At 53.5% G+C, this 12897-nt stretch carries 16 protein-coding genes and 1 pseudogene; all 17 read right to left on the bottom strand.

All coding sequences use genetic code 11. The annotated features are described in order from the left end of the window. Nucleotides 1-24: 24 nt before the first annotated feature. Nucleotides 25-612, bottom strand: a complete 588-nt coding sequence (locus tag INT84_RS04675) for a tail assembly protein (RefSeq protein WP_194205820.1) — start codon at nt 610-612, stop codon at nt 25-27. Further along, the gene (locus INT84_RS04670; protein ID WP_194206113.1) at nt 590-1321 is read right to left on the bottom strand and encodes a C40 family peptidase; all 732 of its coding nucleotides are present in this window, start codon (nt 1319-1321) and stop codon (nt 590-592) included. Before INT84_RS04670 ends, INT84_RS04675 begins: the two co-directional genes overlap by 23 nt. Before the next feature lie 2 nt (nt 1322-1323). After that, the gene (locus INT84_RS04665; RefSeq protein ID WP_194205819.1) at nt 1324-2082 is read right to left on the bottom strand and encodes a phage minor tail protein L; all 759 of its coding nucleotides are present in this window, start codon (nt 2080-2082) and stop codon (nt 1324-1326) included. Continuing rightward, nucleotides 2079-2417 (bottom strand): phage tail protein, encoded by a 339-nt coding sequence (locus INT84_RS04660; protein ID WP_194205818.1) that lies wholly within the window; start codon nt 2415-2417, stop codon nt 2079-2081. The genes INT84_RS04665 and INT84_RS04660 overlap by 4 nt, the downstream gene beginning before the upstream one ends. Before the next feature lie 2 nt (nt 2418-2419). Next, a complete protein-coding gene (locus tag INT84_RS04655) occupies nt 2420-5719 on the bottom strand; it encodes a phage tail tape measure protein (protein ID WP_194205817.1) in 3300 nt (1099 codons plus the stop codon). Between the two features lie 53 nt (nt 5720-5772). Further along, a complete protein-coding gene (locus INT84_RS04650) occupies nt 5773-6651 on the bottom strand; it encodes a M48 family metallopeptidase (RefSeq protein WP_194205816.1) in 879 nt (292 codons plus the stop codon). Between the two features lie 50 nt (nt 6652-6701). After that, nucleotides 6702-6980 (bottom strand): DUF4035 domain-containing protein, encoded by a 279-nt coding sequence (locus INT84_RS04645; protein WP_194205815.1) that lies wholly within the window; start codon nt 6978-6980, stop codon nt 6702-6704. Between the two features lie 8 nt (nt 6981-6988). Further along, the gene (locus INT84_RS04640; RefSeq protein ID WP_194205814.1) at nt 6989-7372 is read right to left on the bottom strand and encodes a phage tail assembly chaperone; all 384 of its coding nucleotides are present in this window, start codon (nt 7370-7372) and stop codon (nt 6989-6991) included. Nucleotides 7373-7404: 32 nt separating this feature from the next. Further along, nucleotides 7405-7824: pseudogene (locus INT84_RS04635) on the bottom strand (hypothetical protein); the annotation flags it as partial. 59 nt (nt 7825-7883) lie between these two features. Next, nucleotides 7884-8231: a DUF3168 domain-containing protein gene (locus INT84_RS04630; protein ID WP_194205812.1), complete on the bottom strand. Its 348-nt coding sequence runs from the start codon at nt 8229-8231 to the stop codon at nt 7884-7886. Then, nucleotides 8228-8677 carry an HK97-gp10 family putative phage morphogenesis protein gene (locus INT84_RS04625; RefSeq protein ID WP_103676075.1) on the bottom strand — a complete coding sequence of 150 codons (450 nt, stop codon included), beginning with the start codon at nt 8675-8677 and terminating at the stop codon, nt 8228-8230. The genes INT84_RS04630 and INT84_RS04625 overlap by 4 nt, the downstream gene beginning before the upstream one ends. Further along, nucleotides 8674-9012, bottom strand: a complete 339-nt coding sequence (locus INT84_RS04620; protein WP_194205811.1) for a phage head closure protein — start codon at nt 9010-9012, stop codon at nt 8674-8676. The genes INT84_RS04625 and INT84_RS04620 overlap by 4 nt, the downstream gene beginning before the upstream one ends. A gap of 12 nt (nt 9013-9024) precedes the next feature. Beyond that, entirely contained in the window at nt 9025-9357 is a 333-nt protein-coding gene (locus INT84_RS04615; RefSeq protein WP_194205810.1) for a head-tail connector protein, read from the bottom strand. Nucleotides 9358-9362: 5 nt separating this feature from the next. After that, nucleotides 9363-9623, bottom strand: a complete 261-nt coding sequence (locus tag INT84_RS04610; protein WP_194205809.1) for a hypothetical protein — start codon at nt 9621-9623, stop codon at nt 9363-9365. A 46-nt stretch (nt 9624-9669) separates the two neighbouring features. Next, on the bottom strand, nt 9670-10890 hold the full coding sequence (locus INT84_RS04605) for a phage major capsid protein (RefSeq protein WP_194205808.1): 1221 nt from the start codon (nt 10888-10890) through the stop codon (nt 9670-9672). Between the two features lie 9 nt (nt 10891-10899). Beyond that, on the bottom strand, nt 10900-11586 hold the full coding sequence (locus INT84_RS04600) for an HK97 family phage prohead protease (protein ID WP_228065820.1): 687 nt from the start codon (nt 11584-11586) through the stop codon (nt 10900-10902). After that, nucleotides 11583-12875, bottom strand: a complete 1293-nt coding sequence (locus tag INT84_RS04595) for a phage portal protein (protein ID WP_228065818.1) — start codon at nt 12873-12875, stop codon at nt 11583-11585. Before INT84_RS04595 ends, INT84_RS04600 begins: the two co-directional genes overlap by 4 nt. Nucleotides 12876-12897: the final 22 nt, after the last annotated feature.

Below are 12897 nucleotides of genomic sequence, written 5' to 3'. Positions count from 1 at the left end.
GCGGCAGGGATTTACTGAAAAATGCTATTGCTGGTCTTCGGCGTAAATGCCCGCTGAAATAATCGCGCCGCCGATATCGCGCTGACCGTAGAGAAGCGGAACCGGATTCCCGGCAGCCGTGGTATTTACAGGACCACCAAACGCATAGGACGGTTTATTATCGGGATCCTGCTGCATACGCAGCCCGGCGGGTTGTGGAGAAAGCATCTGGACAACGCCGCCCGCCATCATCGAGCCGCCTGCGTACATGACATTGACACCCCACGGCTGCTCAAAAACAAAGGTGGCGATCGCGCCCACAGCGACAACCACCGCGCCGAGGATAGTCTGAAATACCCCCGCCCGCTTGCTGCCCCGAATAACAGGTATGATCCGAAGTTCACTCCCGGCGCTGACCATTTCAAATTCGTCCTGCCCGATGTTCCGGCGGTCGCGGAAGATGACAAAATCCAGGCCTTTCGCCCGCGCCTCCCGCAGCCAGGCATCAAAGCCGTCAAGGGTGGCCGACAGCGCGCGAAAGACCTCCCGCGACGAATCAAGAACGCGGTAATGCGTGCGGCCAAAGCGCTGTGCCATTGAGCCGCTGAGTTTAATCACTGTCGTGTTGTGCATTTAGCAGCTCCTTATGGCGCACAATTTTGATGGTGCGATCGAGGTAATACCCGCCATATGGCACCCGCTGACTCAGCTGGCCGTACATGTGGTGCAACAGCATGTTGCCTTCCAGCAGGACACCGGAATGGTTCGGTACAGGTGACTGGACCTGCATGATCACCACATCGCCGGGCTGCGGCGGGCCGTCGAACTCGCGAAAGCCGCAGTCATGCCAGTTATCCATATAAAGGTTTTCGCCCTGCTCCCACCAGTGGCGCTCCACGCTGTAGTTGGGCAGTGCGATGCCGTGCTGAGTGCGGAAATAATCCATCAACAGCGACCAGCAGTCGGCGTGACCCAGCACGAACTGACGGCCCGTAAGCGGGCGATCGCCGCGCGGCATGACCGTTCTGATATCGCCTTCCGGCCAGGAAACAATGACCCACGGTATTTCCGTGGCATCGCACATCAGCATATCCAGCTCGCTCGGCTGAGTAGTTGCGCCGTCGCCGGGGTGGCTGTGCACCACCGCAACCACGGTACCCTGATCCTCTGCACCGGCGTAATCCTCCGGGGCGATCTCAAACTGTTCATCAGGCGACGCGGCGCGGTTTTCACAGGCAATGTACTTCTCCACGCGGCCCTTCTGAATAACCAGCCCGCAACATTCATCAGGGAAAACCGCCTCAGCATGCGCCAGGATGGCGCTGATCGTTTTATCTTTCATCATCAGCTCCTGAGCAGTGAAGCGCCGGGGAAGCCGCCAAAGTCCAGCGGTTCGTTCTCGCCAAAGCGCGGTTTACAACCCGTGGACAGCAGGCCGGAACAGACGTCCTGTGCCGGATCGTCCACGGGTTTACCGTCCTTATCGAACCAGCCATTTTGCCCGGCGTAGGCGCAGCCGTTCCCGGTTTTGTACCATCCCCGCATACACCAGGTGCAGAGCGGCTGGATCTGGCGCGTCGGGATTTGCTGGCCGCGCAGGTCGGCAGGGCTGGAAAGTTCGAACTCCACGGTTTCATCATCACCGCCGGATTTGCGATCCACATAAAACACCTGCTTACGCTCTTCCAGCGGATTTGCATCCGCATTGCCTTCAGGGAAATTACGCGCATCGAGATAATGCACAAAGGTGTCGTGAATAATCACCTTCGCCCGCGCCATACCCTGAAAACGGCGGCACAGCGCGCCGATCGTGCCGTTGATGTTGGCGACTGTCAGCTTTGGCCGGGCGCTCTGCCCGTCGCTGCTGACGGAAATCCCTTCCAGCTCAAACGGCCAGGCCCCGTATTCCTCGCCCTGCCACCAGACGGACTTTGCTTCCAGCTTCGACTCATCGCCGCCTGCTGCCGCCAGCTCAGCTTCAGTGTGCGGGATGTTCTCCTTATGAAAGCGCAGGATGCCCGCACCGAAGGCGGAGCCGTCCACTTCGATCAGCTGAATGCGGCTGCCCGGCTCAAGTTTCTGAACGTCAGATGAAATACTCATGGGTGATATGCCTGTATGAAGGTACTGCTGAGGGTATGAATGTTATTGCCGTGGGACGAAAGCTGGAGGGTTTCTGCGCGGTACAGCCCTTCCGGCTCGAGCGGCGGTTTCCAGCGAAAAGATTTCCATCCGCCGTGCCGTTCGATGAATGCCTTTATCGCCAGGATATAGTCTTCATCACCGGTAAAGCTCACGCTCCACTGCGCCAGCTTAGGATTAATGCCGTCCCCGGCCACCTGCGCGTAAGCGTCCCCGAACTGCGCCTTGCGCGTGCGCAGGGTGATATCAACCTGCGACGTGATGCGCGGACACCATTCAAATATTTCTGTCGCCACGCTTACACTCCTTTAATAGCCCGCCACAGCGGCGTGCCTGGCCGGCTGACCTCTTCATTCACCGTGCGCAGGATGGCATCCGTCAGCTGACGACCTGCCGCGCTGTCCGCGCCCTGGCTGACCGGCTGCTGTGACTGTGAGTTGATATGGATATCGCCGATGTTGATGGAGGGCGCGGCGCGTTCGGTCTGTACCCCGCCCATCGCCCGCACACCGAGCGAACCATCCGCCGCGCGCGTAAGCGGCATAATGGCTTCAGGCCCGGCCTCGCCAAACACGCCCGCGCCTTTGGCAAACGCAAAATACTGCGGCGTGCTGTACACCCCGTTGGTGTAGGCGCTGAGCGACGGGGAATCGTACACATCACCTTTCGCGTTAAATTTGAAATTAGCCGCGGCACTCTGAATGGCGGTTCCGCTGCTGCCTGCCGCAGAGGATGCGCCAAAGCTGAACAGCGACCCGATGGAGCTGGCGGCATTCGCCATCGCCATGTTTACCAGCACGTTCTGGACAATCTTCAGCACGCTGACGCCCCAGTCTTTCCAGCCCGACACATTGCCGTTGAGCATATCGGTTACGCTGGAAACGGCACCATCCATCGCCTGCCTCATGCCATCGGCCGCCAGAGCGGAATAGTTAGTCGCTTCATCTGCCCAGTTGGCATAACCTTCGCTCAGTCCGCTGAACCAGTCGTCACGCTGTGCATCTGAGGCGCTGTAAAAGCCCTGCTGGTCGCGCAGGCGTTCATCCAGGTAGCGTTTATTGAGCGCCAGCCCCTGCTGATAAAATCTCTCGCTAATGTCGCCTGCCTGCCGCTGCCGGAGCAAATCGGTATTCTTCTGCTCAAATTCCTTACGGATATTGAACTGCTCCTGCATACGTTCACGGAACCGGGTTCCCTGCCCGTAGCCGGTAAGCTGGGCCTCATTCGCGGCGCGCGCGCTGGCGTTACTGTCGGCAAGATTCGCTTCGTAGTTGCGGAGCTGCTCGCGTAATTTAACCTGATCGATAAGTGCGGCATTGCGCATCAGATCGGCTTTCTGCGCCTGGCTTAACGTTGCCAGCTCACCCTGACTGACCTGGTATTTTACTTTTGCCAGTTCGGTGTTCTGTCCTTCGAGCGCGATCTGCTCTTTCTGCTGTTTAATAAGGCGGTCGTAAGTATCAACCGCTTTTTCAGCATCAGATTTTGGGCCTTTTTTTGCTGGCTTATTGGCTTCATCATTACGCCACTTATCCAGACCATTTTTGATGAATTCCCCCCGGCTGGTCTGATAACGGGCATCACCTTTAGGGAAAATCGTATCTGCTTCCAGGTTGAGCCGGTATCTTTCTCTTGCCTCGCCTTTTAGTTTGGATTGCTCTAGCTCCTGCCGGCTCTTTTCTAAAGCATCAGTTTGCTTTTGATCCAGGGTAACCTGGGGCATTCTCAGCGGCACATTCACCAGCCCCTGCCTCTCCATCAGCAACTGGTTTCCCAGCCCAAGCAGCCGGTTAACTCTGGAATATTCACCGGTCATCATGACAAGGTTCTGGTAAACATCGTTCTGACGCCATGCCTGCTCTTTAATTAAATCATTTCGCCTTCTGTCTTCCGCTTCAATTGTTCTTGATATGTCGCCTGATTTTTCTCGCAACTGCCTTAGTTTTTCTTCTTCAACTGAAATTTGCTCTGTTAAAATCGCTATTGACTTTAAAATATCTACTTCATTGTTCTGGTTTAAAGCTGAATTTCCGCGTGTATTATTAATTTTATCGAGATCGGATTTCAGCCTGGCAATATTTTTTTCCTGCTCTGCAATCAGGCGTTTTTGCTCCTGCATCGCCTCTACGGTCTGTTTGCGGTTGCTGTCCACCTCGGGAAGGGTCATTTTTGACGTCTTTTCCCTTATTTCATCAATCTGATCTGCATAAGCTCTTGCAGATTGCCTGGCCTGTTCCTGACTTTGATAAACGGCATACCATACGCCAGCACCCAGCATTAGAGCACCGGGAATCCCACCAAGCAGAGAAATTAATCCAGATACCCCTCTTCCCATTAATGACCAGACCGACGTTATCCTGTTCAGGGCTGTCTGGGATGCTGCAACAGCCCGGTTAGACTGGACAAGAGCTGTGTTGGCTGCAATCAATTCTTTTCTTTTTTGGATTAAATTTTGGTTAGCAATGACAGCGGCATTGGTGCCTTTTGCAATATTTGCCTCTACTCTCGCTAAGTTATAGGCAGAACTTGCAGCATCAGCATTTGCCACTGCTTTCCGTTGTGTTATTTGTGCTGCATTTAATTGGGCTGATGCAGCGTTAACCTGAGATCGATAATTTCTAATTAGTTCAGCAGTGTTTCCGGCAAGTGCAGTTGTCCAGTTGCCAAAATAGCGGGATACTCCAACCGCAACGAGTGCCCCAGCGGCTGTGGCCACCGTATCGATGTTTTTCGACACGTCATCCATTACCCCGGAGATCGTCGCTGTTGCCCCGCTCGCATTATTGGCCCCTCCAACCCAGTCCATGAAGGCGTTCTGAATACGTGTGGATGCGGCGCTGACGCTGTTCGGCATTGAGGCAAATTCAGATTTTAGTTTGTCAAGCTGACTGATTAGCGCCGGTACGATTTTGTCTGTCGTTAACTGTCCGGCGTCAGCCATGCCCTTCAGGTCTTTCTGGGCAACACCCATACCATCAGCCAGCGCTTTCATAATTCGCTGCCCGGACTGTGCCACGGAGTTAAAATCCTGCCCGCGTAGCACGCCGCGGCCTAATGCCTGCGACAACTGAACAATAAGAGAAGATGTCTCTTCGGCGGACGCGCCCGAAACCTGAAGCCCGTTAGCCAGGGCATCGGTCAGTTTGAGTATGTCTTGAGTTCCAAACCCCCATTCGCGTAATGATGTGGAAGCACGGCTGAACAGCGCAGCATTATCAGCAAACGCTGAGCCGGTGCGCTGACTGATTTCCATCAGACCTTTCTGTGCGGTGGAAAAATCACTGGCATCAGTAGTCGCCAGTTTTACCCTTGCTGAAAGAGAGTTATATGAATCCGCAAGGCGAATTAGGTTAGCTGTCGCAAATGCCCCCGCAAAAGCACCTGTCATGCTCAATGCTGCAAGGCGTGTAGTGTTTAGTTGCGCGGTAACCGCAGAAAGGGCGCGTTGGGTTTCTCGCTGCGCCGTTGCTGCCTGCCGCCCTCCATTTTGCATGGTTCGGTAGTAATCCTGCCCCATACGACCTGCGCGTGAAATCTCAGACTGAAAGGACTGAGAGTTTGCAGATATTTTAATGATAAGTTCACGTAGTGTCGCCATATTAACCTCATAAAAAAACCCCGCTTAGCGGGGTTTAGTAGAAAATTGGCTAATTATTTTTTAGAAAATTTCAATAAGACAGATGATAAGGCCCAGCAAGGAAAAACTATGAAAGCAAAGCTCAACATCCTAAAAAAACAATAACCTCTTATAAAATTAGCTAGTACAGGACCATTTCTATAATACCAGTCTATAAACTTGCGTCCGTAACTTGAATTACGAAGCCAAGAGTCACGGAAATTTCTTAAATCGTTAATTATAAAGTTATCTTCATTTCCCATTGTGGCAGCGACTACAAAACATGCTGATTCAGGCTTTGCAACTACAGGATTAGGGATCTGGTAATCAGGTTCGATAATTTTTAACTTTTCCCCGTACAAAGCGATTTTATCTCTCATTTCCTGTTCGTATTCTGGAGACAAAGAAACTGCTTTACTGGCATTATTATCAAACTCATCTTTATAAGCCATGCCTTTAATATTGTCTTCACATAAAGTTATAATATTTTTTAATATATTACTATCATTAGAATCGTAAACATGCGCTATTTCATAAGCGGAAATTATTTGAGAGCACTGGCTTAAATAATCCACCCAAGCATTATTTAAAGCAATAAACTCTTGCATATGATTTCTACAAATACTATAACATGCTGTTGCGATTTCATTTATTTTTAACGCACAATTCTTAATTAGGCTTGGATTATTACTTGAAAATCTTATAGCATTCTCAAAACAAACAAATAATTCATTCAGTCTAAGTGTTTGTACAGTAGACATCCAGCCAACAGCCTCTCCTTTCCCATACCACGCTATATAATTGGTAGGTTCAAGTTCTAAAACTTTATTATAATAATTCAATGCCTCCCCGTAGTTGCCTGCGATCGAAGCGTTTCTCGCTAATGCAAGGTAATTCTCAACCATATCGCTCATGATGCCCTCCATTATTCACGGATTAATCCTAAACACATCATGAAAGAAAGTCACTGTATTGCTGCTTCTAAAGCTGCCTCAAGACCTGCAAACGGATCGTCTTCCTCTGCCTGCTCATCTCTGGACCATTGCAGAATTGCATCGTTCAGAGGCACTTTCACCCCCTGTGCGCCATAAACAGCAGATGTTATCTGTGCCGCCTGTATGTCGCCGCGAACATCACCAATCGGATTGTGTCGGTCATACTCGATCCACATCATCAGTTCGCTGGCCGTCATGCTCTGACGCAGTTCAGCCAGCGTGCGCCCCAGACGGAGCGCCAGCGACATCAGGAATTTTACGCCGGGGGTTGCGACTTTTCCCGCGCATCATCCGCCGAGGTGATGAGATCAAGTGCCTGCCGGAGCAAACGGGAATGGACCGGGCCATAAATTTTCTGTACCTGATCCTGTTCCCCGGCAGAAAATACGGGTTGACGATCTATATCGCACAGTACGTCAATAAATAATGCAGCATCAGCACAAAGGCTGCGGTGCGCCCGTTCAGACACTGAAATATTCTCGTCATCACCACCAGCACGGGAGATTTCCTGCCAGCGTAACCAGCCTTCGCCGGAGGGCTCACGCAGCACGACTTTGGCGTTATCCCACTCAGGCACGGTGGTTTCTTTAAAGCGAAAGCCCGAGTCTTTAGCCAGGGCGCGTTCTTTAAGCGATGTCATGTTTTTCCTTACGAGCCGGACTCGATGTTTTCAGGTTTGCCTTTCAGACGCAGGGAGAACGTGGCGGCCACCACGCCATTAGTACCGGCCGACCAGGTATGCTGGCGTACTTCGGCCAGGAACTTGTACCCTTTGCCGGACGGGAAGACGACCTGAAAACCATAGGTCGTGTCATTGTCATAGGCCGTTCGCAGCGCATCCTGTGCCGGGTTACGGTAGAAGTTTCCCGACATGGAAATTTCAGACGGGGCTGGCAGGCCATTGGCATTTTCCTGCTCTTCTGAACAGAAAGTGGTGAGGTCGATATCCTGTTTCTGACCGCCGGTAAACTGCACCTCTTTAAGCGTGCAGCTCAGATCGAGGAATTTGGCGGTTTTCAGCGTGTCTCTGGTTGCGGGAACTTCTGTGATCAGGATTTTGGTGTTTTGCGATTTTTCATACAAAGAGGACATGGCTGTCTCCATAAAAGCAAAAACCCGCCGGAGCGGGTTGTTCAGGGTTGATTAACGTTTCAGGATGTGGCCCGAAATTCGAGCGTGGCGCGATAAAGCCGAAAATCTGGTTCATAGCCAGGGATATTCGTTATTTCAGTCGGGGTCAGGGGCTTAACCGCTTCCAGCGCCTGATCACGAATGGATCTGGCTTCCTCAATGGTCAGTGAGTAAACATCGATCTGCACTGATGCGCGGGATTCCGCCTGACCGCACAGCACATCGGTCGAAATATCAGAGACCAGGGAGAAGATCACCCACGGAGGAGAAATGGACGGCTGGCCATCGTCGCTTAACGGTGCGACATAGGGATAAACCTGCCCGTCAGCCAGGTGCGATAACAACGGGTAAAGATCGGCTTCCGTCATTTGCTCAGCACCTTATCGATGGCGCTGTTCATCCTGGCAATAGCGGCTTCGGCGGCCTCTTCCTGCCGGGTATCAAACGCAGGTCGCACAAACGGATGAGCAGGCATATTCACCGTACCCAGTTCAACGAAGCGCCAGTAGAACGCATTACGCGGATTACTGGCTTTCATGGTGTTATCACTGTTGCCGGTCCGGGGGTTAACACCACGAATATGTACGCCGGACGAAATTTCACCCCGCCGGCGCGATCGCTGCGTGACCACCACCACGTTTTTTTTCATTTTCCCGGTGCGGACCGGCGCCCGGTTAATGACTTCAGTTTTCAGCACGTCAGCACCCGCGCGCGTGGCATCGCGTAGCACCTTGTTATTTTCGGCCCGGCTCAGGGTTTCAAGGTCGCGGGCAATATCCTCCAGCCCGGAGAAGTCGAGATTCACATCAATCATTTTTCGCTCCCGAGTTTGCAGAGTATTTCAAGCCGCGTTCCTTTGCTGTCGGGCAGCGGAGGACCTGTCACCATCAGCACCGCTCCCTTAAACGGCCCGGTCCGAACCTTAAGGCGTGATGAGGCACTGATATCCCGGCGGTAACGGCTCCAGACGCGGACAGTGGCTTCAGCATGTTCTGCACCGGCGGTCATGATTTCGCGTCCGCTGATCCCCTTCACATCAGCCCATACGGTCGCACCGTCAGTCCAGTTTTCTACAGGCTGACCTGAAGGCGATCTCGTGGTGGTAAAATTAATGACGGTAACACGGTGTCGCATTGGGCCAATTTTCATACCCGTCTCCTTTCAGACTCCCATATCAACACGCCAGGGGTTCAGCAGCCAGCGCGCAGATTTGGGAAAGTCGCCGCCAGGATCATCACCGCGGCTTTCATACAGCCAGCCCAGAATAAGAAGCACGGCACTCTCAACAGACGGCATGATGATCATGGGCTTTTCACCCGCTTTTCCGGACAACACTGCACTGGCCAGCGTTGTTTCATCCGCATAAAACTGTCGGTTGAGAAACTGCATCGCTGCATCTTCAGCTGCACAAAGATAGATTTCAACCATGGCCTTATCTGTGTCCTCATCCAGTCTGAGATGCTCCAGCGCGGTTTCAATCCGGACAACAGTCATGGCACTTACCCCTTTGAATCCGGCTGAGGGTTCATTTTGTTTTCCGTAACGTCTGTCACTATGACCACCAGCCCGTTTGCCGCAAGCTCTGCCGCGCGTTGCCGCGTTACTGTAAACGCATCATCCGCAGGTGAGCGAAAAGTGGTGCCGTCCATAAAACGGCGTAAAGGCTGAACGGAAACAAACCCTGGCTTAACTGCTTTTTCATTCAGGTGACTCTGATCGTCAGCAGCCCTGCCGGCATCGGTTTTTTTACTCGTTCTCATTACTCACTCCTTATCTAAAAAAGGGCCGCCACAGCGGCCCCCTGCCTCAGGAACCAGCCGCCATAACAGCGCCAGTGACGAACGCTTCAGGACGGTAAACAGCCATGGCCAGCCGCTCTTCTGCGAGAATAGTAACCATGTTGCGGATGAAATCGTCTTCGTTCTCCGTCGACAGAAGCACTTCAATTTCGGTACGGTCAAAGATTTGTGCCGCCATGTTAAACGCACCGGTAAGGAAGTTGTTCTGCGCAATCGCCTGGGTTTCGACAACCGGAAGCCCCCAGATGCGCGGCACACCCCCATTGACCGGCTGCGCGATGATGTAACGGCCTTCGTTATCTTTGGTCAGCTCAATGCCCGCCCAGTCGATGGGGTTGAGGACAAAGCCCGAGGACGGATATTCAGCCAGCACTGCCTGAAGAACCGCCAGGCGAAGACGGTCAATCGGAGTGGCACCTGCCACGCTGATGGCGGGCGCAAACTCTGCCGCCTGCGGAAGAATGCCCAGGATATTCGCCCCTGTGCCGTCACCGTTAAGCAACTGCTGCTCTTCCTTAAAGCGCAGCCCGTACTGGGCGCGGCCGTCAATATAGCTGGCCAGCCCCGGCGCATCATCGAGGATCTGGCGCGATGCCTTGAAGTGATGGGCGATGGTGCGCACCGGCGCGTTTTTCAGTTCAAACTGAATATCGGATTTGGGTTTCAGTCCGCCCTCCGGCACCGTCGCGGCATTGTTGGTGAATCCCGTCTCCTGAACGAATTCAACGCCGTTCGAGGCAGTATTGCCCGGGATAAGCAGATCGCGGATGGTCATGGTGCGCTCAGGGGGTGCAACAATCCCCTGAATGCGATCCGCAATAACCAGACTGTTTGTCGCGCTGGCCCCGGTACCGGTGGTGGCAGGCACGTTCATAATGTCCTTGCGCTCAAGCCGGACGCGAATACTCTTGCGTGCGGAACTGTCCATTCCTTTATACGCGTCGCTTTCAATAACCAGGCTACCCAGCGATTTTCGCTGCGCCGGTTCGTCACCCGGCCGGCGTGCACCTTTCTGCTCCAGCTCGGTCAGACGCTCCTTGAGCTCGTTCATTTCGGTCAGGCTTTGATCCGTCATTTGTTTAAGTTCAAGCGTGACATTTTCACCTGACTGCATTTTCTTCTGAACGTCTTCGCCGAAGGTTTTGACCTGATTCATGACCTCGGAGAGCCTGGCCGAGACTTCACTGATGCTCTGGGGCTGATCGTCGGCGGATTTTTTCTGGTACATATTGATTCCTTACTGGATTTTGGGGAGAGAGAACTGGCTGAGTTGCTGGCTCATTGCCGCAATAGCCAATTTGGTTTCGCCGTCTTCGTCCCCGGACTCGCTCCGGCCACGCAGATGTGTCAGACCACGGCAGGCGATCGCCGCAGACTGTGTTTTCGAGAAACCTGCCTCGCGCAGGAACTTCTCAAATTCAGGTAATGAAGGAAGATCGCCGTGTGATAACTTCGACTTGATAATATCCACCCGGGCATCATCATTCGCAGGCACGGTAACGATCGAGATTTCGACAAGATCGAGTTTCGTCAGGGTTCTGATGCGTGTCTTCTCGTCGTAATTAGACTCGCGGACGTAATAGCCGATAGAGAGGCCGGTAATGGCCCGGGTCTTCATTCCCCGCCAGGCAGTTTTAGCGTAAGCAGCGTCATCAAGCCAGAGCGCACCCTCACCAAACAGGCCATGATCGTCTTCTTTTAAGGTGCTGATATCCCAGTTACCAATCGGCTCACCGGTCCGGTGTTGCCACAGCACCGGAAAGGTACGGCCCTTGCTCCGCGTTTCTTCGATACTTTCAAGAAATGCGCCGGGTGCCACCACCTCGTTGTAGCTGTCCACCACATCGAATACGGAGCCGTACCCGGAAAAAAGGCCGTCATCACTGACGGCCTTTATGTCGAAATCGAAAGCTTTTACTTTCATTGCTGTGCTTTTCCGGTACATTCCGGCGTCTCCTCTGATTTAATTCCCAGCCACTCTCGTAAGGCATTTTTTGCAGACTCACTCTCCACACCGACACCGAGCTGGTTAAGCGGCATCAGGTTGGACTGCACCGTAAGCTGATCACCCCCGGTGTGGGGAGCCAGATTTTCTTTCTTCCTGGCTTCATTGCGTGTCATGATCCCGTTCTGCGTCATTGTCGAGTAGAAAGCCGCCCGCGCCGCGCTGTCTGCCCGCAGAAGTCCTTCAATGGAGAACTCCGCGAAATAGCGGTTCCGCTCGCCGGGTGCCAGCAGGTTTCTGCGAATGGCCTGTTCAATGCGGGTCAGCCAGGGGCGCAGGGAAAATGTCAGAAAACCGATCAACATCTGCTCCACCCCACTGCCCCACATGGTCTGTCCCTGCGCATTGTGACCAATCAGTCCCGGCCATACCCTGAACCACCGGCATATCTCCTCGATATTAAAGGCCCGCGTCTGGAGCATCTGCGCATCTTCGGGGTTCATGGTCACAGGCTGAAATTTCATGCCAGCCTCAAGCACCATCATTTTCCCGGTATTCATCGAGCCGCCGAACTGCTCAGCGAGGCTGTCACGGACCTCAGCGCGCTGTTCTTTTTTCAGGATCTGCTCCATCGACAGCACCCCGCTGGGCCGCATGCCGTTTTTGAATACCTTCGCACTGGCCTCGTCGGTCGCCATTGCCAGCCCCAGCGTCTGCCGGGCGTAGCTCACCGGCGACAGACCCATGATGCCGTTTGTACTGAAGGCGCGGATATGCATCACATCCCGCTCGTTAATGTTCCGTATTTTCCCGCCAGGCCAGTCCCGGTAGGTATAAACAGGCGCGCCGCTGTTGCTGAGTTCAACTTTCATTCTTTCCGGTCGCAGAGGCACCAGCGCAGTGATCCGCTTGCCGGTGCGGTCAATCTCTGCGTAGGCATTTCCCCAGAGCAGCAGGCTGGCCATAACCACTTCCCAGAATTCCACGGCAGTCATATCGGCATTGGGCTGGTTATGCAGCAATTCATAGAGAGGGTGAGAACTGGCCGCTTCCCGCCCGTCATTGGTTTTCTCATAAAAGCCTACCGGCAGCGTGGCAATGGTTTCGGAAAGCAGGCGCACACAGGACCAGACCGCTGACAGCTGGAGCGCTTTATCCACGGTAACGGATTTCCCGGAGGCGGTTTCTCCTCCGGCATACGCCGACCAGAATTCACTGTCGGTCAGGGAAACAGGTATGCCAAGCCACCGGCGGAGCGCACTTTTCATCCGGCCCGGCTTTTTCTCTTTA

The organism is Superficieibacter sp. 1612_C1 (genome assembly GCF_015234305.1).
GTDB lineage: Bacteria > Pseudomonadota > Gammaproteobacteria > Enterobacterales > Enterobacteriaceae > Superficieibacter.
Note: the sequence above shows the minus strand (reverse complement) of the source record. Positions and strands in the feature narration are given on the sequence as shown.